This is a genomic window from Pantoea sp. GM01 (assembly GCF_000282675.1).
Taxonomy (GTDB): domain Bacteria; phylum Pseudomonadota; class Gammaproteobacteria; order Enterobacterales; family Enterobacteriaceae; genus Pantoea; species Pantoea nemavictus.
Genome location: NZ_AKIU01000052.1, coordinates 1 through 19516 on the forward strand (window position 1 = coordinate 1; position 19516 = coordinate 19516).

General features: G+C 54.6%; 22 protein-coding genes and 1 other RNA gene. 9 read left to right on the forward strand and 14 right to left on the reverse strand.

Annotation, left to right across the window (positions count from 1 at the left end):
- Nucleotides 1–84 precede the first annotated feature (84 nt).
- Entirely contained in the window at nucleotides 85–984 is a 900-nt protein-coding gene (locus PMI17_RS15335; protein WP_007890349.1) for a LysR family transcriptional regulator, read from the reverse strand.
- Nucleotides 985–1113: 129 nt separating this feature from the next.
- Between PMI17_RS15335 and PMI17_RS15340 the strand changes: the two genes are divergently transcribed.
- Complete coding sequence (locus PMI17_RS15340; RefSeq protein ID WP_007890350.1) at nucleotides 1114–1815, forward strand: pirin family protein; 702 nt, start codon at nucleotides 1114–1116, stop codon at nucleotides 1813–1815.
- A 41-nt stretch (nucleotides 1816–1856) separates the two neighbouring features.
- On the opposite strand, the gene dolP is transcribed toward PMI17_RS15340, so the two are convergent.
- Genes dolP through PMI17_RS15360 form a run of 4 tightly spaced genes read right to left on the reverse strand, consistent with a single transcriptional unit; the run spans nucleotide 1857 to nucleotide 5429 of the window.
- A complete protein-coding gene (gene dolP / locus PMI17_RS15345; RefSeq protein WP_007890351.1) occupies nucleotides 1857–2429 on the reverse strand; it encodes a division/outer membrane stress-associated lipid-binding lipoprotein in 573 nt (190 codons plus the stop codon).
- A gap of 14 nt (nucleotides 2430–2443) precedes the next feature.
- Nucleotides 2444–3031 (reverse strand): DnaA initiator-associating protein DiaA, encoded by a 588-nt coding sequence (diaA, locus tag PMI17_RS15350; RefSeq protein WP_007890352.1) that lies wholly within the window; start codon nucleotides 3029–3031, stop codon nucleotides 2444–2446.
- A 14-nt stretch (nucleotides 3032–3045) separates the two neighbouring features.
- Nucleotides 3046–3441 (reverse strand): YraN family protein, encoded by a 396-nt coding sequence (locus tag PMI17_RS15355; protein ID WP_007890353.1) that lies wholly within the window; start codon nucleotides 3439–3441, stop codon nucleotides 3046–3048.
- Complete coding sequence (locus PMI17_RS15360; RefSeq protein WP_007890354.1) at nucleotides 3399–5429, reverse strand: penicillin-binding protein activator; 2031 nt, start codon at nucleotides 5427–5429, stop codon at nucleotides 3399–3401. The genes PMI17_RS15355 and PMI17_RS15360 overlap by 43 nt, the downstream gene beginning before the upstream one ends.
- 62 nt (nucleotides 5430–5491) lie before the next feature.
- On the opposite strand from PMI17_RS15360, the gene rsmI reads away from it, so the two are divergent.
- From rsmI to PMI17_RS15380, 5 genes are all read left to right on the forward strand, one after another.
- Nucleotides 5492–6355, forward strand: coding sequence for a 16S rRNA (cytidine(1402)-2'-O)-methyltransferase (rsmI, locus tag PMI17_RS15365; protein ID WP_007890355.1), 864 nt, complete (start codon nucleotides 5492–5494; stop codon nucleotides 6353–6355).
- 33 nt (nucleotides 6356–6388) lie between these two features.
- Nucleotides 6389–6767: RNase P RNA component class A (rnpB, locus tag PMI17_RS24520), an RNA gene on the forward strand.
- 518 nt (nucleotides 6768–7285) lie between these two features.
- Nucleotides 7286–7636: a multidrug/spermidine efflux SMR transporter subunit MdtJ gene (gene mdtJ, locus PMI17_RS15370; protein WP_007890356.1), complete on the forward strand. Its 351-nt coding sequence runs from the start codon at nucleotides 7286–7288 to the stop codon at nucleotides 7634–7636.
- A complete protein-coding gene (gene mdtI / locus PMI17_RS15375) occupies nucleotides 7623–7952 on the forward strand; it encodes a multidrug/spermidine efflux SMR transporter subunit MdtI (protein ID WP_007890357.1) in 330 nt (109 codons plus the stop codon). The genes mdtJ and mdtI overlap by 14 nt, the downstream gene beginning before the upstream one ends.
- Nucleotides 7953–8062: 110 nt before the next feature.
- Nucleotides 8063–9247, forward strand: a complete 1185-nt coding sequence (locus tag PMI17_RS15380) for a glycosyltransferase (RefSeq protein WP_007890358.1) — start codon at nucleotides 8063–8065, stop codon at nucleotides 9245–9247.
- Nucleotides 9248–9252: 5 nt separating this feature from the next.
- On the opposite strand, the gene PMI17_RS15385 is transcribed toward PMI17_RS15380, so the two are convergent.
- The 9 genes from PMI17_RS15385 to exuR all read right to left on the reverse strand — a co-directional run bounded on the left by PMI17_RS15385 (nucleotide 9253) and on the right by exuR (nucleotide 14645).
- Nucleotides 9253–10227, reverse strand: a complete 975-nt coding sequence (locus PMI17_RS15385; protein WP_007890359.1) for a glutathione S-transferase family protein — start codon at nucleotides 10225–10227, stop codon at nucleotides 9253–9255.
- Between the two features lie 80 nt (nucleotides 10228–10307).
- On the reverse strand, nucleotides 10308–10718 hold the full coding sequence (locus tag PMI17_RS15390; RefSeq protein WP_007890360.1) for a DoxX family protein: 411 nt from the start codon (nucleotides 10716–10718) through the stop codon (nucleotides 10308–10310).
- Nucleotides 10719–10925: 207 nt separating this feature from the next.
- Nucleotides 10926–11210: a YqjK-like family protein gene (locus PMI17_RS15395; protein ID WP_007890361.1), complete on the reverse strand. Its 285-nt coding sequence runs from the start codon at nucleotides 11208–11210 to the stop codon at nucleotides 10926–10928.
- On the reverse strand, nucleotides 11207–11605 hold the full coding sequence (locus PMI17_RS15400) for a phage holin family protein (protein ID WP_180822553.1): 399 nt from the start codon (nucleotides 11603–11605) through the stop codon (nucleotides 11207–11209). Before PMI17_RS15400 ends, PMI17_RS15395 begins: the two co-directional genes overlap by 4 nt.
- A 2-nt stretch (nucleotides 11606–11607) precedes the next feature.
- Nucleotides 11608–11913 carry a YqjD family protein gene (locus tag PMI17_RS15405; protein ID WP_007890363.1) on the reverse strand — a complete coding sequence of 102 codons (306 nt, stop codon included), beginning with the start codon at nucleotides 11911–11913 and terminating at the stop codon, nucleotides 11608–11610.
- A gap of 35 nt (nucleotides 11914–11948) precedes the next feature.
- A complete protein-coding gene (locus PMI17_RS15410) occupies nucleotides 11949–12320 on the reverse strand; it encodes a DUF1090 domain-containing protein (protein ID WP_152929102.1) in 372 nt (123 codons plus the stop codon).
- Nucleotides 12321–12494: 174 nt separating this feature from the next.
- Nucleotides 12495–12863, reverse strand: a complete 369-nt coding sequence (mzrA, locus tag PMI17_RS15415) for an EnvZ/OmpR regulon moderator MzrA (RefSeq protein ID WP_007890365.1) — start codon at nucleotides 12861–12863, stop codon at nucleotides 12495–12497.
- Complete coding sequence (locus PMI17_RS15420) at nucleotides 12860–13537, reverse strand: DedA family protein (protein ID WP_007890366.1); 678 nt, start codon at nucleotides 13535–13537, stop codon at nucleotides 12860–12862. The genes mzrA and PMI17_RS15420 overlap by 4 nt, the downstream gene beginning before the upstream one ends.
- A 334-nt stretch (nucleotides 13538–13871) precedes the next feature.
- Nucleotides 13872–14645 carry a transcriptional regulator ExuR gene (gene exuR / locus PMI17_RS15425; RefSeq protein ID WP_007890367.1) on the reverse strand — a complete coding sequence of 258 codons (774 nt, stop codon included), beginning with the start codon at nucleotides 14643–14645 and terminating at the stop codon, nucleotides 13872–13874.
- Nucleotides 14646–15089: 444 nt separating this feature from the next.
- Between exuR and uxaC the strand changes: the two genes are divergently transcribed.
- From uxaC to PMI17_RS15440, 3 genes are read left to right on the forward strand one after another with little or no spacing between them, the layout of a single operon-like run.
- Nucleotides 15090–16505 (forward strand): glucuronate isomerase, encoded by a 1416-nt coding sequence (gene uxaC, locus PMI17_RS15430; protein ID WP_007890368.1) that lies wholly within the window; start codon nucleotides 15090–15092, stop codon nucleotides 16503–16505.
- A gap of 2 nt (nucleotides 16506–16507) precedes the next feature.
- A complete protein-coding gene (locus tag PMI17_RS15435; protein ID WP_007890369.1) occupies nucleotides 16508–17956 on the forward strand; it encodes a tagaturonate reductase in 1449 nt (482 codons plus the stop codon).
- 4 nt (nucleotides 17957–17960) lie between these two features.
- On the forward strand, nucleotides 17961–19451 hold the full coding sequence (locus tag PMI17_RS15440) for a UxaA family hydrolase (RefSeq protein ID WP_007890370.1): 1491 nt from the start codon (nucleotides 17961–17963) through the stop codon (nucleotides 19449–19451).
- The last annotated feature ends 65 nt before the right edge of the window (nucleotides 19452–19516 follow it).

Sequence of the window (19516 nt, forward strand, 5' to 3'; positions counted from 1 at the left end):
ATGCAGCTTCAGCACTGACATATGGCAGCATCTTCCTCCCCCATTTATGGGGGAGGACCGAGGAGGGGGACAGCCAGAACCTACTTAACCGCGTTTCGCCAGCAATCGGGGGATCTCGCGCAAACACCAGGCTTTGGCTTCGCCCATGCTGTCACGGCGCCACGCCATAATTATGTCTACTTCACGCGTATACTCCGCGCTCACCACACGTAAACGGCCTTCCGCAATATCCTGCTCCACCATCGGATACGGCATGGTCGCGACGCCCAAACCGGCTAACAGCGCGCGACGCTTATCGTCCATGCTGCTTACCGTCAGGCGCTGCTGCTTATCCAGCAGCTGCACCGTGAGCACCGGACGTTCACGTGCGGTATCTGCCACCGCGATGCCGCGGTATTTCACGCGCGTCACTTCGGAGAGCGGTTCCGCTTCCTGATGAATCGGGTGATCCGGGCTGGCAACATACACGCTCATAATGCTGTAGAGCTTGCGGGTATTGATCTCGGTCGAGGCGCGAAAATGCATATCCGGGGCAATCACGATATCCGCGCGCCCTTGCTCCAGCCGCTCCCAGGCACCCGCTAACACCTCGGTGACCAGCGAAATCTGCGTGTTGGCTTTTTCTGACAGCTTCTCGACTAAGGGAAACAGACGATCGGTGGGAACCAGCGCCTCGGCAACGATGGTGAGATGTGTCTCCCAACCGCGTGCCAACGCTTCGGCATCGGTGGTGAGTTTATCGGCGGCTTCCAGCAGTACGCGACCACGCTCCAGCAGCATGCGCCCGACGTTAGTGAACTTGGTGCGGTGACCTGAGCGGTCAAACAGCACCACATCCAGCTCTTCCTCCAGCTTCTGCATGGTGTAGCTTAAAGCGGAAGGGACGCGGCCCAGTTCATCGGCCGCAGCGGCAAAACTGCCACGACGGTCAATCGCATCCATCACACGTAGAGCTTCGAGTGTTAACGCGCGGTCTTTTGCCATGCCGATTCTCTGTCAGTAAATTTGAACATGCCAGGCAGATTAACTGGCTTACAATCCGGCGTCCAGACTTTTACCATGATCTCATCAAGCCTGCGGTCGACTCTCACCGCAGCGCGTCGGAGGATTATCATGATGACAACCCGCTGCGCGTCCGCATGTGGCCAGGCCGATTTCGGTTGGTTGCAGGCGCGCTACAGCTTCTCATTTGGCCACTATTTTGATCCAAAATTAATGGGCTACGCGTCTTTGCGCGTGCTTAACCAGGAAATTCTGGCACCGGGCGCCGCGTTTCAACCGCGCAGCTATCCGCAGGTCGATGTGCTGAATTTGGTATTGCAGGGTGAAGCCGAGTATCGCGATAGCGAAGGCAATCATCTCATTGCGCGTGAAGGCGAGGCGATGCTGCTTTCTGCCCGTCAGAACGTGAACTACAGCGAAATCAATATCAGTAAAGATCGCCCGTTAACCCGCATGCAGCTGTGGTTAGCGGCTTGCCCGGAGCGTGAAAATCCGCTGTTGCAAAAACTCGACGTGTCGCAGCAAACCAGCGTGCTGATCGCCTCACCCGATGGCGCGCATGGCAGCCTGCAACTGCGCCAGCAGGTGTGGGTGCATCAGGTGACGTTAGCGCCTGGCGAGCAGTTCACCGTGAAACTGCACGGGCCGCGTGCTTATCTGCAATCGATTCACGGTTCGCTGGACGTACAGGCAAGCAGCGCCAATCAGCAGCCGCTGAGCTGCGGTGACGGGGCGTTTCTTAGTGATGAGCATCAGATCAGTTTGCAGGCCAGAACGCCGCTGCGCGCGCTGGTGATTGATCTTCCGGCATAAAAAAGGGCGACCGAAGTCGCCCTGATGTTCTGCTTCAACGCTTACTTAAGAATAGTGAAAGCGGTGGTGACATGCTTCACGCCGCTCACTCGGCTGGCGACATCCGCCGCTGCCTGCGCTTCCTGTGCTGTTACCAGACCCAGCAGGAACACTTCACCGTTTTCGGTGGTCACTTTCACGTTGGATGATTTCACCTGATCGCTACCCAGCAGCTGTGAGCGGATTTTGGTGGTGATCCAGGTATCTGACGACGAGGTGCCGAAGCTGACTTTCTGGCCGCTACGGATTTCGTTGTACACCTCGGTGGCGCCATCAACGCCCATAGCGATCTGCTTAGCGCGGCTCGCCAGGTCCGGGGTCGGCGATTGGCCGGTCAGCAGCACTTTGCCCTGATAGGCTGTCACCACCACGCGTGCCTGATTTTTGATTTGTTCATCTTTTGCCAGCGCGTTGGTGACGCGTAGCTCCAGCGTACCGTCATCCACCTGCGTGCCCACGGTGCGCGGGTCGGTGGCGGTTTTCGTGGCCACGGCAGCACTGCCTGCGACCACGGCGACACAGCCTTGCAGCAGCAGGGCGGTTAAGAGAATGGCGACAGCGTTCAATGCTTTCATTTGAGCTCCTTCAGTCATTCCTGGTGTGGGAATAAAGTGTTATCAATCAAATCGCACAGGCAGTTCAGCGTCAGCATATGCATCTCCTGAATGCGGGCACTGCGATGTGATGGAATGCGAATTTCCACATCATGCGGACCGAGCAGGCCCGCCAGCTCACCGCCGTCATGGCCGGTTAACGCAACGATGGTCATATCGCGGGTAACCGCAGCTTCAACCGCTTTAACGATATCGCGGGTGTTGCCACGGGTAGAAATGGCCAGCAGTACATCACCAGCCTGACCAAGCGCTCGAACCTGCTTGGCGTAAATTTCATCGTGCAGACGATCGTTACCAATCGCCGTCAGCATCACATTATCAGCGCTCAGCGCCAGCGCAGGCAGGCTGGGACGTTCCGTCTCAAAACGGTTGATCATGCTGGCCGCAAAATGCTGGGCGTTGGCCGACGACGCACCGTTACCGCAGCTAAGGATTTTGTTACCGTTCAGCAGCGACTGCACCAGCGTCATCGCGGCGCGGGAAATCGCATCGGGCAGCGCTTCGGCTGCGGCGATTTGGGTCTGAATACTCTCGGTAAAACACGCTTTAATTCTGTCCTGCACAAGACCACCTGGTTCTATCCATCGGCATTAAAGGCATCGGGCAGCCACTCCAGCTCACGCCCGGTAATGGCAATGATGTCAAAACGGCAATTCACCGTATCAAAACTACCGCCGCGCGCCAGCAACCAGAGCGCGGCGGCACGCAGCAGCTTTTGTTGTTTCTGACGCGTGACGCTGGCGGCGGCACCGCCGTAGCGGGCATCGCGCCGATAGCGCACTTCAACAAAAACCCAACAATCGGCGTCGCGCATAATCAGGTCAATTTCCCCGCTGCGACAGTGCACATTGCTGGCGAACCACTGCAGCCCGGCGCGCTCCAGATAGCGGCGCGCCAGTTGTTCCTGCTCAGCGCCAATACGCTGGCGGTTTACTGCACCGGAACGATCTGTCCCTGACGATATTGGTTCCATGCCAACTTCCTGTTGATCACGCAATCCGTGTCGGCGTTCAGCTTGCCGGTGTTGCCATCAATGGCAAAGCCTGGCACCTGACGCATCTGGTTAAAGTGATTCGCCAGCGTCCAGGCATCAATGCCCATCGCGTAGAGACGAACCAGCGAATAATCGTTGTTAAACGACTTCGCCGCCTGCTGCATCAGACCCGGATTACTGCCGGACAGCAGCGGAATATCGCTGAATTGCAAACCATCCATCTCCAGACGGAAATCGGGTCCAGCCCCGGCCTGCGCGCTGCGTGAACTGGCGTACAGCGCGGTATTGTTACGGCTGCTGGTGCGCATCGCAATCATCGGCTTGATCAGCTGCAGCTCATCCTGGCTGGCAACAATGTACACCGCATCTACGCTGCCGCCGCTGGTATCGGCGGTGGGCGCCGGTGCGCTAGCTTGTGGGGCCGGAATCGTCAGGCCGGCAATCGCTACACCCTGTGATTGCTCTGGCTCAACGGTCAACGGCGTACCGCTTAGCGCGATACCTGCACCGCTATTGATACCTTGTTTCAGTTCTGCCACGCCACCAAAACGCTGCTGCAGCACGGTTGAACCACCCAGCTTTTGCCACTCCTGCGCAAACGCTTTGCTGATGCGATCGCCATAACTGCTACGTGGAACCAGCAGCAGCGGCTGACGTTTGCCCTGATCGTAGATATGGTGCGCGGCATCGCGCGCTTCGTCTTCAGGAGAAAGCGCAAAATAACAAATATTCGGATGGTTCTGGATCTGTTCTGGCTCATTCAACGCCAATACGTTCAGCGCCGTTTGGCTATTAACCACCTGTTCCACGTCGTTTTTCAACAGCGGGCCAACCACCAGTGTGGCGCCATCCTGCTGGGCCTGCTGCATGACCTGGGCTATCGGCTGGCTACTGGTGTCATACACTTTCACCTGCGCATTGCTGTCGGCCTGGGCTGCTGCGGGCTGAGCGGCAGGCTGCGGCTGTTCAGTTTGCTGCGGTGTGTTACCCGCCATGGCTGGGCTCACCACGCTGTTCGCCTCAGTATTACTGTCAGCGGAAGGTTGAGCATTGGCATCGGCTGCGGCAGGTGCTGGGGCCGCTTGTGGCGCAGGCGCATTGAGCACGCCATTACGGGCATCGGTGAAGCCTTTCTGGATCGCGTTAGCAAACACTTGCGCCTGGCCGTTGAGTGGCAGCAGCAGGGCAATGGTGTCGGTGGAGGCTTTAGTGAAATTCTGTACCTGGCTAAGCTGGGTTGGCAGGGTTTTCGCGCCCGGATTCTGCGGATAACGCGTTTGCCAGTCCTGTATCGCCGCTTTCAACATCTGTGGATCCTGGCTGTTTGCGCGCCAGGTGTTCAGTAGATCCAGCCAGCCTTGCAGCGTGTTTTCATCCGCATTGATGACCAGACTGTTGATTTGATCCTGAGTCATCTGCGTCAGCGCTTGCCAGGTCGCATCAATATTGCTGAGGTGATCGGCCCCTTTCAGCAGCGGTTCCTGAGCAATATAGGCGCGCAGCAGCGCGAGCGACGGACGATTTTGTGCCGCTGCGATTTGCAGCGCGTAGTAGCGCACCTGCTGATCTGACGATAAGTCGCCGCTTTTCACCTGGCCAAGCAGCTGCTGCGCACCGCTGTAATCCTGCTGGCCAATCTGCATCTGTGCGCGCAGCAGTAGCAGTTCTTGCTGTTGCACATCACTCAGTTGCTGCGGCAGTTGATTGAGCTGATTCGCCGCCTGCGGATACTTTCCTTCCTTCAACAGGGCACGGATGGCAAGTAATTGCCAGTCGGTCTTGCTATCATCGCTGCTTTGCTGCACCTGCTGCAGATAATAGTCAGATCGGCCTGTCGCAGGACCCTGAATATTGACGTTAGAGGTTTGTTGCGGTCCCTGACCACTACATGCGGCTAAAATCAGCCCAGCGAGAAGAACAGGTACTAAGCGTCCTGCTTTATGACGTACGACTTTTGAAGGAAGCATACTGTATCCAGTGATGTTTTTTTCAAGATGCTCAATATTAAATCGGCAATTCGGATGAAACAATGAAACAACTCGATCGGGCAGAGATTTCTGCCAGCACGCTCTATATCGTTCCTACCCCGATCGGTAACCTGGGTGATATCACTCAACGAGCGTTGACGGTGCTCTCAAGCGTCGATCTAGTCGCAGCGGAAGATACACGTCATACCGGGCTGTTGCTACAACATTTCGCCATCAATGCGCGACTCTTCGCACTTCACGACCACAACGAACAGCAGAAAGCCGAGGTGCTTTTAGCCAGGCTGCAAGAGGGCCAAAGCATCGCGCTGGTCTCCGATGCGGGCACGCCGTTAATCAACGATCCTGGCTATCATTTGGTGCGTCGCTGCCGTGAAGCGGGCGTGCGCGTAGTGCCGTTACCTGGCGCCTGCGCCGCGATCACAGCATTAAGCGCGGCGGGATTACCGTCCGATCGTTTCTGTTACGAAGGATTTCTGCCGGCCAAAAGTAAAGGGCGCTGTGATGTGCTGCGCGCGCTGGGTGAAGAGCCACGAACGCTGATTTTCTACGAGTCGACACATCGGCTTATCGATAGCCTGCAGGATATGGTCAGCGTCTGGGGCGGTGAACGCTATGTGGTGTTGGCGCGTGAGTTGACCAAAACCTGGGAGTCACTGCATGGGGCGCCGGTGGGCGAGCTGCTGGCATGGGTGCTGGAAGATGAGAACCGCCGTAAAGGCGAGATGGTGCTGATTGTCGAAGGCCATAAGGCCGATGAAGAGGCGCTGCCCGCCGAAGCGCTGCGTACCCTGGCGCTGTTGCAAAAAGAACTGCCATTGAAGAAAGCGGCCGCGCTGACGGCGGAAATTCATGGCGTTAAGAAGAACGCACTCTATAAGTACGCGCTGGAGCAGCAAGAGGCGTGACAAACGGCGGCGGATCGCCTATTATCCCGCGCCGAAGCTGACTAGACAGTCGCCGCTTTGTCGTCGTCCTCTTTCGGGGGGAGACGGGCAAAGGGGAGGAAAGTCCGGGCTCCATAGGGCAGGGTGCCAGGTAACGCCTGGGGGGCGCAAGCCTACGACCAGTGCAACAGAGAGCAAACCGCCGATGGCCCAGTAATGGGATCAGGTAAGGGTGAAAGGGTGCGGTAAGAGCGCACCGCGCGGCTGGCAACAGTTCGTGGCACGGTAAACTCCACCCGGAGCAAGGCCAAATAGGGGTTCACAAGGTACGGCCCGTACTGAACCCGGGTAGGCTGCTTGAGCCAGTGAGCGATTGCTGGCCTAGATGAATGACTGTCCACGACAGAACCCGGCTTATCGGTCAGTTTCGACTTTTTTAAACACAAAACCCGCTTCGGCGGGTTTTGTGTTTTATGCGGGTTGGGTGCGTGCTGTCCCTCATCCTAACCTTCTCCCGCAGCCGGGAGAACCGGGAGAAGGGACCGATCGCGCGAGCTGTCAGACTGCAACCATCGGTTTCCTCTCCCGTGGGTGAGGCCACAAAATCGCATAGGAATAATTAAGTCCTCTCACGTAAAGAAATGAAAATCCCGGAAAATAGACTTGAGGCTATGCCAGAATAGGCGCGTGTATAACTACTGAGGACAAATTTAATCCACACTGACGAGAAGCAACAACGTGGATAAGTTGTAATTTTATGGACAAAATGTTTGCGCCAAATAAAGCCTGTAACTCTTCTTCTCTCTTTGACTCCAATTGCCCAATCTGCGATCAGCACTGGCGCTTCGCGCTTTAGAGCCACTCTCTCCTTTTCTACATTCTTTAATTTAACGTTGCTAACACGCATATTTTCGCGTGGATGGCGTTTATTTCTCGTTCAGGAGAGAAATCATGCTGTATTGGATTTTATTAGCGCTAGCGATCGCGGCGGAGATTATTGGCACGGTTTCCATGAAATGGGCCAGTGTTAACGGTGGCAACGCCGGTTATATTTTTATGCTGGTGATGATTGCACTATCTTATATTTGTTTATCTTTTTCGATTAAGCGTATTGCGCTTGGCGTGGCTTATGCCATGTGGGAAGGCGTTGGTATTCTATTTATTACGCTGTTTAGCGTGTTGCTATTCGATGAGGTTTTATCCGCTGTTAAAGTCGCCGGTCTGATGACATTAATTGCTGGCATCGTGCTGATTAAAACGGGCACGCTGAGCCGTAAGGAGCTGCGTCATGGCAACGTTTAACTGGATACATATTGCGTGGCTGGTGCTGGCCATTGGCCTGGAGATCGTCGCCAATATATTCCTGAAATACTCGAATGGTTTCCGTCGTCCGCTATTTGGCGTGTTATCGCTGGTTGCGGTGTTGGCAGCATTCAGCGCGTTGGCTCAGGCAGTGAAAGGCATCGATTTGACGGTCGCCTACGCGTTATGGGGCGGGTTGGGTTTAGTGGCCACGGTAGCCGCGGGCTGGATACTGTTTGGGCAAAGGTTATCCCGCATTGGTTGGTTAGGTGTCGGGCTACTGTTAGTGGGGATGATCCTAATAAAATTTGCCTGAGGTCTTTGAAACCAAGTGATAATCCCACTTTCAAGACCGCTCTTGAAGTCATGACCAGAGAAGTTTGGTTGCATTAGGCCCCCATTTTGGCTTAAGGCTCAGCAAACATCATGAAGATCATCACCAGCGGAGAAGGATATCCGGAGAAACGGAATATCCTGGTGAACGCGGATTATCACTATATTAATGGTAAAAAAAGAAACCTCTATTTTTACCTCAACGCGATCAGACAAAGATTATCAAAGAAAAACAAAATATTCCGTTTCCAGGGCATACCGGGTTTTATGCCAGCCGACGTTGAGGTAATCCATCTTTTTAATGAAGTGGCAATTAGCCCAATTAAATGGGTCGCCACCTTTGAAACGGAGATTCCACGCGTACTGCCGGTTGCTGGCATAAGCAAAGTCGATAATCCTGAACTGCATGCCCAAATGAAATGGGTGGCCGCACCAGCATGCATCGGCCTCATTGCTATTTCAGAGGCGACACGCAATATTCAGCTTAAGTTGCTGAGCAGTTTTCCTGCTTATCAGGACACCATCGCCAGTAAAATTCGCGTGTTGCACCCGCCTCAGCCTTTATTAGTATCACAGCCTCGCGCGGTCTCAGCAGATAAACTGCAGTTCACATTTGTAGGTAATGAGTTTTACCGCAAAGGAGGGGCCGAAGTGGTGCTGGCATTTACGGAATTATTCGAGGCTGGAGAGATCGATCAAGATAGCGTGCAGGTTACGCTGATCGGTGATGTATCTCGTCGACACAATATTGCGCATCGTCAGTTTCAGGATTCAGCCGTCTTCTACAGCCAAATTGAAAATTCACTGCAGAAGCTGCCCATTTTCCAGCACAAAACCTGTCTGACACCTGATGAAGTGATAGCGCAGTTGCAGCAGACCGATGTGGGGCTGCTGCCCACCTGGCAAGATACCTACGGGTTCTCTGTTCTCGAAATGCAGGCGTGCGGTTGCCCGGTGATCAGTACCAATATTCGCGCGCTACCTGAGATTAATCCCGCCACTGCGGGTTGGTTAATCGAGTATCCGACTAACGAGATGTATGAATATTCGGTTGATTCACAGCAGGCGAAGGACGCGATCAGGAAGGCACTGGTGGAACAGCTAAAAGTGCACATTATGGATGCAGTTGAGAATCGACATGCGATCAGTCTGCGCTCAGCCCAGGCGATGGAGCGCATTCGCATTCAGCACGATCCGCTTATTTTCCAGCAGCGCCTGAGTGAGATTTATGCGTCTGTGCCACTCGAAACCAGCCATCTTATTCCGATGGCTGGCTAAGTACATCAGCCCCGGCCGTGTGGCTCATCCCAGTCAAAGGCTGGGCCGAGTGAAATAACGCCGCTTGGATTGATGGTTTTGTGGCTGCAGTAGTAGTGATGGCGGATATGCGGCAGGTTAACCGTATCGGCGATACCGGGCATTTGGTAGATGTCGCGCAGGAAGCCGCTGAGATTGCGGTAATCGCTGATACGGTGACGGTCGCACTTAAAGTGGGTGACGTAGACCGGATCAAAGCGCACCAGAGTCGTCCAAAGTCGCAGATCGGCTTCAGTAAGCTTATCGCCAGTGAGATAGCGATGCTGACCCAGTATCTGTTCCAGACGCGCCAGTGAATGGAACAACGCCGTCACCGATTCATCGTAAGCCGCCTGCGAAGTGGCAAAACCGCTCTTATAGACGCCGTTGTTCACCGTGTCGTAAATCCAGCCATTCACGTCGTCAATCTTGTCGCGCAGTTCAGCTGGATAATAGTCGCCCGCGCGAGCGCCTTGCGCATCAAACGCGCTGTTCAGCATGCGCATGATATCTGCAGATTCATTGCTAACGATGGTTTGCTGGGTTTTATCCCACAGCACCGGGACGGTAACGCGCCCGCTATAGTGCGCATCGGCATGCAGATAGATCTGATAGAGAAACTCTTTTTGATACAGTGCGTCGCCGGTGGCATCGGGGAAGTTGTCGTCGAAGGTCCAGCCGTTCTCCAGCATCAGCGGATGTACCACCGAAACCGAAATCATCTCTTCTAATCCTTTGAGTTGGCGCATCAACAGCGTGCGATGTGCCCACGGACAGGCGAGAGAGACATACAGATGATAACGGCCCCGTTCGGCGGCGAAGCCCGCGTTGCCGGTGGGTCCTGTGCTGCCATCAGCCGTAATCCAGTTGCGCCAGACGGCTTCTGTGCGTTTGAAGCGGCCACCGGTTGACTTCGTATCGTACCAGGTGTCGTGCCAGACACCGTCAATCAGCTGTCCCATAAGCCCTCCATAATAAAAAGGGGCGAGGAAAATCCCCGCCCCTGTCATTCAGTATATGTGTTCTCTAACGCTTGTGCTGCTTAGCGTGCTGTCGCTGGCTGAGCGCGCTGACGAATCAGGCGGTCAATGCTGTAAGCACCTGGACCAACCAAGCCCAGCACCAGGAAACCACCGGCGATGGAGAGGTTTTTCATGAACATCAGCTGGTTAACGCCTTCAGCGAAGTTGCTGTGGAACAGGAACGCCGTCAGCAGGGTGAAGCCAGCGGTGAACAGTGCAGTAAAGCGTGTCAGGAAACCGAACAGAATCGCCAGACCGCCGCCGAACTCCAGCAGAATAACCAGCGGCAGCAGGAAGCCCGGGACGCCCATCGCCTGCATATATTGTGCGGTACCGGCATAACCGGTGATTTTGCCCCAGCCTGCAGTAATAAACAGAATGGTCATTAATACGCGTGCTACCAGCAGGCCTGAGTCTTCGAATTTTTTCATCATCTACTCCAACAAGGTTTTTGTGGCAGGTTGTTGGCCTGCGGGTTTTTAATCCCCTTGAACCGGTTGTTTCAGTTCACTGGGCTGATGGAGGGAGATAATAATCGCAGGATGAAAGAGTTGTAAGCGAGATAAACTGTCAATGTTGTTCAGTAAATTTGAGGGGAACAAAACCGGACCATTACGATCCGGTTTTAAGTAGAGGAATTAGCGCTTTTCTAGCGTCGATTTGATCATGCGCCAGGTGCTCCAGGCGCCAAAACCGCGCTTAGCCCAGCGCAGCAGACGATTGGGGCTGCGAATCGACCAAATGGCCAGTGCGCTGCTACCAATCGCCAGATAACGACGCATACCGATAATGGTTAACCAACCACGATCGTACTGCGCGGTGCCAGCCAGCCAGTCACGACCATCGGCGCTCAGATCGAGCCGCTGCTGCTGCACCTGATTCAGCAGTTCGTGAATGCGGGCTTCACGTTCGCGGCGGCTCATGAGCGATGCTCCTCCAACAGCGTGCGGTCGGTATCCAGCTCTTTACGCGTATGACGCAGCAGCGTTGACTGGCGCGATTTGTAAAGAGTCCATAAACCGAAGATCAACGCCAGCGCAAACAGCACGCCAGTGGTGATCGCGATGGCCATCAGACGATATTGTGCATCGACCGCCCAGATGATAAGCACCATCAGGCTCATTAGACCGAAAGCGGTGAACAGCATGGTCAGGCCAACCATCATCAGCATCTGAATCAGGTTTGCCTTCTCCTCTTCCAGTTCGACGATCGCCAGTCGGACACGCGTCTCGACCATGCTAACCAAAGTGGTAACTATCCGCTGACCGATGTTAAAGACCCCTTTGCCGGGGCCGTGGCTTTGCTGACTATCACTCATCATTAACGCCGTGAGATTAAAATGCCGATTAGAATACCTACCGCTGCCCCGATGCCTACGCCGTGCCATGGATTGTCGCGCACGTATTCATCTGCCTTTTCCGCCGCTTCACGCGTGGTTTGTGCGATACGTTCGCCAGAATCACCCAGGCGTTCACGGGAGCTTTCAATAGCACCACGCGCTTTATGACGCAGTTTATCCAGCTCGCCTTTGGATTTATCTGCTGAACTACTCAGCACTTCTTCCAGGGTATCAGCCAGATTTTTCAATTCAGCGCGCAGATGTTCAGAGGTTGTTTCTTTAGCCATGGAAATCTCCTTTTACAGCATGTAGTTAAGTCCGATTAATAAGGTTCAGCTTCAAGCTTTTTCAGTTCGTGCTGTGCCTCTTCTAGCTTACGTTCGCGCTTCTCAATTTTGTCTTTATCGCCGTCCTGACGCTCTTCCTTCAGCTCACGCTCGCGCTCGGCGATTTTATGCTTCTGCTCTGCGATGCGTTCGCTGTGTGCCGATTTCAGTTTCTCATCGGTGCAGCCTGCGCGGACTTCGGTCAACGCACGCTCCAGCCCGGTTACGCGGCGCTGGTTGTCATGCTGCTTCGCCATATCGATCTCGCGCTGAATATCTTGCTCTTTTTGTTGGCAGAGCGATTCAGCCGCCAGCAGCGAACCCGAGAGTGAGAAAAGAATAGCACCTAGCAGTAATTGATGTTTCATCAGGTAGTAACCTTCCATTGTTGATGACCTGCCATAGACTGGACAGGAGAGGCATCCCAGCATGTCTTAGGCTTACGCTACCTCTAAGGATAGACAGCAGACGAAAAAATTCAAAGAAGACGCGGGGATAGCGAGGATTAGCTTACCGCCCGACTTAGCGTCAGGCGGTAACATTTAACTGTATGTTGGGCGAGTGGCGTCAGGATATTGCTGCGAAGCCTGTGGGCCGGCAGCCACAACGAAGCCTTGTGGTAACAGGCGTTTCAGAACTTTCTGTGCCGCCAGACTCTGTTCTTCATTCTCAAAATGAATCACCAGCGCGTCGCCAGAGGGCGTAATACTTTTGATACGCACGCCCTGCGCGGAAAGTTGCTGATACAGGTAAAAACCATCGGGCAGATTGGTGCCGCTATTCGCCACGCGGATTTGCACCACAGTTTCATGCTGCATCAAGTTCGGAATGAAACAGACGGCCAGCAACGCGAAGGCGCCACCCAGCGCCCAAGGCAGTAAACGCCTTGGGAATCCACGGAGTTTGATCATGGCTGTGAATTCCCGTTGCGAGTTGACTGACGCTTACGCCAAAGCACGACTAAAGAACCGACCAGACCGATCACCAGCAGCACCAGCGGCAGCAGCATCAGACACAACATCAACTCATCTTCGTAACGACGGAAAATCGGCGTTTTGCCCAGCGCGAAGCCCAGCACGGTGAGAATCAGTACCCACAGGAAGCCACTTACCCAGTTAAAGAACTGGAAGCGCGCGTTACTCAGGCCAGAAAGACCCGCGATGGTAGGCAGCAAAGTACGCACAAAAGCAATAAAGCGACCAATCAGCAGGGCAGATAAGCCGTGGCGATGGAACAGGGCGTGCGCGCGCTGGTGATATTGCGCGGGCAAATGCGATAGCCAGTTTTGCACGGTGGGCGTGTTACCCAGCCATCGCCCCTGGATGTAACTCACCCAGCAGCCCAGGCTGGCGCCGGTGGTCAAAATCAGCAGAGTAAGTGGGAAACCCATGGTGCCTTTAGCAATCAGAACGCCGACCAGAATCAGTAAACTGTCGCCAGGCAGAAAAGCGGCGGGGAGCAGTCCATTTTCTAAAAACAGAATCATGAACAACACACCATAAATGGCCCAAACCAGCGTGGGGTCGGAGAGCATTTCGTAATCCTGCTGCCATAAGGCATGCAGCAATGCTTGCAAAATATCCATCAATCATTCCTGAACATCATTGTTAAACGTGCCCGTGAGGGGCTTAGGCGCAGACTGGCGTTGGTTATACATTTTAGATAAGCAGCCTGAGCAGGAGTTTCCGGATCCTTCCAGAATTGATTGTTAAATCAGCGACTTTTAAAAGCCCTGTCGCAAAGGGTAATAAAAGGGCGATAACTGTAACAAAAATAACGTTATCCAGACAGGGGAAAGTGCCTGCCGCACAGGAGTTTTACCTTTAGACGCAGGTGGTCAAAAGGAGCTTTACATGAGCTGACACTATTGCAGACTAACTGACTTTTTCGGCAACAAAATGCCTGAAAAATAAGCAGGATCAGCGTGGGTTTTCGCTAGCTTCCGGCAGGATGACCGGATTTTCCGCAAACATGTAACGATCAACGTTAAATTCGAAATCGTCAGTCGTCGCGTTGAACAGCATCTGTTTAGTGTTTTCCAGATGTTGCCACATTGCCAGCTTACTGGCGGCGGGATCTTTGCGTATGAGTGCTTTGAGGATCTGGTCGTGATCGTCACACCAGCTGGTGATATTTTTGGCATCAATATGCTCATGCAATTTGAGCCAGTAGGGATTGTGCAGACGATGCAGCCACATTTTTTCAACAATCGCCGCTAAGGCGCTGTTTTGCGTGGATTGCGCGATGCGTACGTGAAACTCCATATCCCAGGCGGAGTCGCGCGAGTGATCTTCCTGACGTGCTTTTTCCTGAATCGCCATCAGTGCCACAATGTCCTGCCGCGTCACCTGCGTGGCGGCAAATTCGGCAACGTTACTCTCAATCAACTGACGTGCCTGTAACAGCTCGAAGGGACCGAAATTAGCGAACTCCAGCTGGCTGGATGTCACCACGCGATTCTGCTGCTGATTACTCATCACGTGGATGCCGGAGCCTTTACGCACCTCCACGTAACCTTCCACTTCCAGCATGATAATCGCTTCGCGCACCACGGTGCGGCTCACCTGCATCTCTTCCGCGATCAGACGTTCGGCGGGCAGTTTGTCGCCGATGCTGTAATCGCCTGCTTCAATACGGCGTTTAAGTTCGCTGGCGAGCTGTTGATACAAGCGTCGTGATTCGGTCAGGTCCATTGCGCCGTCCGCTGTGGAATAAAGTTGAGTTGTTATACCACTTCAGCCGCATAGAGGAAATGGGCTGGCCAGCGCCAGCCCGAAGAGGATTAATAACTTTCTTAACGGATTACCTTACGGCTTAAACGTTTCATTCGAAAGCGGCTGGTTTTCTCACTCATGACGTTCCTGGCCTCTGCCATAAATGCGTAGCAATTGAGTCAAGTGCCAACTTGTTATACATCTTTGAAGTTTCAATGCTATCGCGTAACTTCTCCCCTCGAAGTTTATTATCTTTAAATTAATTAAAAACAAATGCTTATTTGTTGTTATCTGCGGGCTCATCTCTATACCCACAGTGAAACTGTCATTATTGTGAGTCGGATCGCAAACAATTATCCCGTTCGCCTAAATTGGTATGATAACTTTGAGTCAAAGCCACTTGGCCACAAAGAGGAAGCAGGTATGTCGCGTTTTATGAGTGAGGATTTTCTACTCGACACCGAGTTCGCCCGTCGTCTGTACCATGACTACGCTAAAGATCAGCCGATTTTCGACTATCACTGTCACTTGCCGCCGCAGCAGATTGCCGACAACTACCGCTTCACCAACCTCTATGACATCTGGCTGAAAGGCGATCACTACAAATGGCGAGCAATGCGCGCCAACGGCGTGCCGGAGACGTTGTGCACCGGTGATGCCAGCGATCGTGAGAAATTCAATGCCTGGGCGCGCACCGTGCCGCATACCATCGGCAATCCGCTTTATCACTGGACGCACCTTGAACTACGTCGACCTTTCGGTATCACTGACGTGCTGCTGAATGAACAGAGCGCCGATGTCATTTGGCAGCAGTGTAACGAACTGCTGGCGCAGGATGCATTTAGCGCACGCGGCATCATGCAGCAGATGAATGTGAAGATGGTCGGTACCACCGACGATCCGCTCGATGACCTGCAGCACCACCGCAAGCTGGCGCAGGACAGCAGTTTTGGCGTCAAAGTGCTGCCGAGCTGGCGTCCGGACAAAGCCTTTAATATTGAGCTGGAGAGTTTCCTACCGTGGATTCAGCGCCTGGAGCAGGTGGCGGATGTCAGCGTGCAGCGCTTTGACGATCTGCGCCGTGCTTTGAGCCAGCGACTCGATCACTTCGCCGCGCACGGCTGCAAAATCTCCGATCACGCGCTGGATGCGGTGGTGTTTGCGGAAGCTGATGAAGCCACGTTGGATGCCATTTTGGCGCGTCGTCTGCAAGGCGCGGCACCTTCCACAGAAGAGACGGCACAATTTAAAAGTGCGGTGCTGGTGTGGCTGGGTAGCGAATATGCGCGCCGCGGCTGGGCGCAGCAGTATCACATTGGCGCGCTGCGTAACGCCAATCGCCGCCAGTTCGACATCCTCGGCCCGGATGTGGGCTTCGATTCGATCAACGATGCGCCGCTGGCGATTCCGCTGGCGCGCTTGCTGGATGCGCAGAACCGCAATAATGCGCTGCCAAAAACCATCCTCTACTGCGTCAACCCGCGCGATAACGAAGTGCTGGCCACCATGGCGGGCAATTTCCAGGGTGAAGGCGAACCGGGCAAGATGCAGTTTGGTTCGGCGTGGTGGTTCAACGATCAGCTCGACGGCATGCAGCGCCAAATGACCCAGCTGGCGCAAATCGGCCTGCTGAGCCGCTTTGTCGGCATGCTCACCGATAGCCGCAGTTTCCTCTCCTACACGCGCCACGAATATTTCCGTCGCCTGCTATGCCAGATGATCGGCAACTGGGTAGAACGTGGCGAAGCGCCGGCCGATGAGGCGTTGTTAGGGCAGATGGTGCAGAACATCAGTTTTAACAATGCGCGCGATTACTTCGGCATTGAGCTGGGAGCCTGATGATGCAGCGACTCAACCGCCAGAATTTCCCCGGAGCGCACTATAGCGAGCGCGTCATCCAGTTCGGTGAAGGCAACTTCCTGCGTGCCTTTATCGATTGGCAACTCGACTGGCTTAATCAGCATCAACACACCGACGCGGGCGTAGTCGTGGTGCGGCCGCGCAACCGCGTAGTGGAAGAGACGCTAAATCAGCAAGAAGGTCTATACACCACGCTGATTCGCGGACTAAACGCCGCGGGTGAGCAGGTGAGTGAAACCCGGCTGATTCGTAGCGTGAATCGTGAAATTCAGCCGTATCAACAATTTGAAGATTTTCTTGCGTTGGCGCGTGCGCCGCAGATGCGCTTTGTATTCTCCAATACCACCGAAGCCGGCATTGTTTTTGTCGCAGAGGATCGGCTGGACGATGCGCCGGCGTCCTCGTTTCCCGGCAAGCTGACGCAGTTGCTGTGGGCGCGCTTTAACCACTTTGCTGCGGCCAGCGATAAAGGTTGGCTCATCGTGCCTTGCGAACTGATCGATTATAACGGCGACACGCTGCGCGAGTTGGTAATGCGCTACATCAAGCATTGGCAGCTGCCGCCGGAGTTTGCGCGCTGGCTGCAGGATCACTGTGCTTTCTACAACACGCTGGTGGATCGCATTGTCACCGGCTATCCGGCCGACAGCGCGGCAATTGAGGCGCAGTTGGGCTATCAGGATCGCTATCTGGTGGCGGGCGAAGTCTATTACCAGTTTGTGATTCAGGGGCCGGATGCATTGGCTCAGGAGCTGAAGCTTGACACGCTGGCGCCGGAAGTGAAGCTGGTGGATGACATCACGCCGTACAAAGCGCAGAAAGTGGCGATTCTTAACGGTGCACACACCGCGCTGGTGCCGGTAGCGTTTCAGGCGGGAGTGGAGAGCGTCGGAGAAGCGATGGACGACGCGCAAATTGCCGGCTTTGTTGATGCCCTGCTGCGCGAGGAAGTGATCCCGACGCTGGATCTGCCGCGCGATGAGCTGCACGCCTTCGCCGACGCGGTGCAGCGCCGTTTCCGCAATCCCTTTATTCGCCATGCGCTGCTTTCGATTGCCCTAAACGGCATGACCAAATTCCGTACCCGTTTACTGCCACAGCTACTGCTGGCGCAGCAGCAAAACGAGCAATGGCCTGCACGTCTGACCTTCGCCTTTGCCGCGCTGCTGGCATTTTATCGCGGTGAAGAGGGTGAGCGTCGCTGGCCGCTGCAGGACGACGAACACTGGCTGCAGCGTTTTGCTGAGCTATGGCCAGCGGTACATAACGATAAACAGACCCCGGAACAGTTGGTGCGCGCGGTACTCAGCGATGCCAACCACTGGGGCGAAGATCTCACTCAGCGGCCAGGATTAGTGGCTGCGGTAAGCCAACACCTGCAAAACATCATCGTCCACGGGATGCGGACGGCGCTGACCCAACTGAGATAACGCTATGCAAGATGCCATTAGAATTCATTCACGCGATAACGTTGCTGTAGCGTTGCGCGATTTGCCCGCCAATACCCAGGTCGAGATTAATCAACAAGCGATTACCTTGCAGCAGGAGGTCGGGCGCGGTCACAAGTTTGCCCTGCAGCCTTTAGCCGCCGGTGAACTGGTGATCAAGTACGGCTTGCCGATCGCCCATGCTACTCAGCCGATCGCTGCGGGTGAAATCATTCACTCCAGCAATGCACGCACCAATCTGAGCGACGTGGACGAGTATGACTATCAGCCCGATTTTCTCGCGCTGCCGCCACAGGCCGGTGACCGCGACGTACAGATCTATCGTCGTGCCAGCGGTGAGGTAGGCATCCGCAATGAGCTGTGGATCCTGCCCACCGTGGGTTGCGTAAACGGTATTGCGCGGCAGATCCTGACACGCTTTATGAAAGAGACCCATGACGCTGAAGGTATTGATGGCGTGCACCTGTTTAGTCATCCGTTTGGCTGCTCGCAGCTCGGACAGGATCACGAGAACACCCGGACCATGCTGCAAAATATGGTGCGGCACCCCAATGCTGGCGCCGTACTGGTGATTGGCCTGGGCTGCGAGAACAATCAGGTCGATGTGTTCCGCGAAACGCTCGGTGGCTTTGATAGCGATCGCGTGCAGTTTATGGAGTGTCAGAAGCAGGATGATGAAGTGGAAGCGGGGCTGGAACGCCTGCATGCGCTTTATCAGGCGATGCGTGCGGACAAGCGTCAGCCGGGCAAACTTAGCGAGCTGAAGTTTGGTCTGGAATGCGGCGGCTCAGACGGCTTTTCCGGTATCACTGCCAACCCGATGCTGGGCTGTTTCTCCGATCAGATGATCGCCAACGGCGGCACCACGGTGTTAACGGAGGTGCCGGAGATGTTTGGCGCGGAGCGTATTCTGATGAGTCGTTGTCGCGATGAAGCCACTTTCAACAAAACCGTGGCGATGATTAACGACTTCAAGCGCTACTTTATCGATCATCAGCAGCCCATCTACGAGAACCCATCGCCGGGAAACAAAGCAGGCGGCATCACCACGCTGGAAGAGAAGTCGCTTGGCTGTACGCAAAAGGCCGGACAAAGCCAAGTGGTGGATGTGCTGAAGTACGGTGAGCGCTTACACACGCCGGGGCTCAATCTGTTGAGCGCGCCGGGTAATGATGCGGTAGCCACCAGCGCGCTGGCAGGCGCGGGCTGTCATATGGTGCTGTTTACTACCGGACGCGGCACGCCGTACGGCGGTTTTGTACCAACGGTGAAGATCGCCACCAATATGCAGTTGGCCGAGAAAAAACCGCACTGGATCGATTTTAATGCCGGGCGCCTGATTGAAGGCATGAGTATGGAGGCGATGCTGGCGGATTTCGTCGATATGATTGTAGCGATTGCCAATGGCCAACCGGCGCGCAATGAAACCAACGATTTCCGCGAGTTAGCCATCTTCAAAAGCGGTGTGACTTTGTGAGGTCGCCATTGATGGCGTAATGCCGATCAGTTAAGCGCTGAGCGACTTTCGTTCGCCATCGGCTG

Excerpts from the sequence above, each read along its gene's own strand:
- PMI17_RS15380 (WP_007890358.1), top strand. The coding sequence starts at position 8,063 with ATGAAGATCATCACCAGCGGAGAAGGATATCCGGAGAAACGGAATATC.
- PMI17_RS15410 (WP_152929102.1), bottom strand. The coding sequence starts at position 12,320 with ATGAAACATCAATTACTGCTAGGTGCTATTCTTTTCTCACTCTCGGGT.
- PMI17_RS15335 (WP_007890349.1), bottom strand. The coding sequence starts at position 984 with ATGGCAAAAGACCGCGCGTTAACACTCGAAGCTCTACGTGTGATGGAT.
- PMI17_RS15360 (WP_007890354.1), bottom strand. The coding sequence starts at position 5,429 with ATGCTTCCTTCAAAAGTCGTACGTCATAAAGCAGGACGCTTAGTACCT.
- PMI17_RS15340 (WP_007890350.1), top strand. The coding sequence starts at position 1,114 with ATGATGACAACCCGCTGCGCGTCCGCATGTGGCCAGGCCGATTTCGGT.
- PMI17_RS15355 (WP_007890353.1), bottom strand. The coding sequence starts at position 3,441 with ATGGAACCAATATCGTCAGGGACAGATCGTTCCGGTGCAGTAAACCGC.
- rsmI (WP_007890355.1), top strand. The coding sequence starts at position 5,492 with ATGAAACAACTCGATCGGGCAGAGATTTCTGCCAGCACGCTCTATATC.
- PMI17_RS15405 (WP_007890363.1), bottom strand. The coding sequence starts at position 11,913 with ATGGCTAAAGAAACAACCTCTGAACATCTGCGCGCTGAATTGAAAAAT.
- PMI17_RS15400 (WP_180822553.1), bottom strand. The coding sequence starts at position 11,605 with ATGAGTGATAGTCAGCAAAGCCACGGCCCCGGCAAAGGGGTCTTTAAC.
- PMI17_RS15435 (WP_007890369.1), top strand. The coding sequence starts at position 16,508 with ATGCAGCGACTCAACCGCCAGAATTTCCCCGGAGCGCACTATAGCGAG.
- PMI17_RS15395 (WP_007890361.1), bottom strand. The coding sequence starts at position 11,210 with ATGAGCCGCCGCGAACGTGAAGCCCGCATTCACGAACTGCTGAATCAG.
- mdtI (WP_007890357.1), top strand. The coding sequence starts at position 7,623 with ATGGCAACGTTTAACTGGATACATATTGCGTGGCTGGTGCTGGCCATT.
- mdtJ (WP_007890356.1), top strand. The coding sequence starts at position 7,286 with ATGCTGTATTGGATTTTATTAGCGCTAGCGATCGCGGCGGAGATTATT.
- PMI17_RS15440 (WP_007890370.1), top strand. The coding sequence starts at position 17,961 with ATGCAAGATGCCATTAGAATTCATTCACGCGATAACGTTGCTGTAGCG.
- uxaC (WP_007890368.1), top strand. The coding sequence starts at position 15,090 with ATGTCGCGTTTTATGAGTGAGGATTTTCTACTCGACACCGAGTTCGCC.
- PMI17_RS15420 (WP_007890366.1), bottom strand. The coding sequence starts at position 13,537 with ATGGATATTTTGCAAGCATTGCTGCATGCCTTATGGCAGCAGGATTAC.
- PMI17_RS15385 (WP_007890359.1), bottom strand. The coding sequence starts at position 10,227 with ATGGGACAGCTGATTGACGGTGTCTGGCACGACACCTGGTACGATACG.
- PMI17_RS15390 (WP_007890360.1), bottom strand. The coding sequence starts at position 10,718 with ATGAAAAAATTCGAAGACTCAGGCCTGCTGGTAGCACGCGTATTAATG.
- dolP (WP_007890351.1), bottom strand. The coding sequence starts at position 2,429 with ATGAAAGCATTGAACGCTGTCGCCATTCTCTTAACCGCCCTGCTGCTG.
- mzrA (WP_007890365.1), bottom strand. The coding sequence starts at position 12,863 with ATGATCAAACTCCGTGGATTCCCAAGGCGTTTACTGCCTTGGGCGCTG.
- exuR (WP_007890367.1), bottom strand. The coding sequence starts at position 14,645 with ATGGACCTGACCGAATCACGACGCTTGTATCAACAGCTCGCCAGCGAA.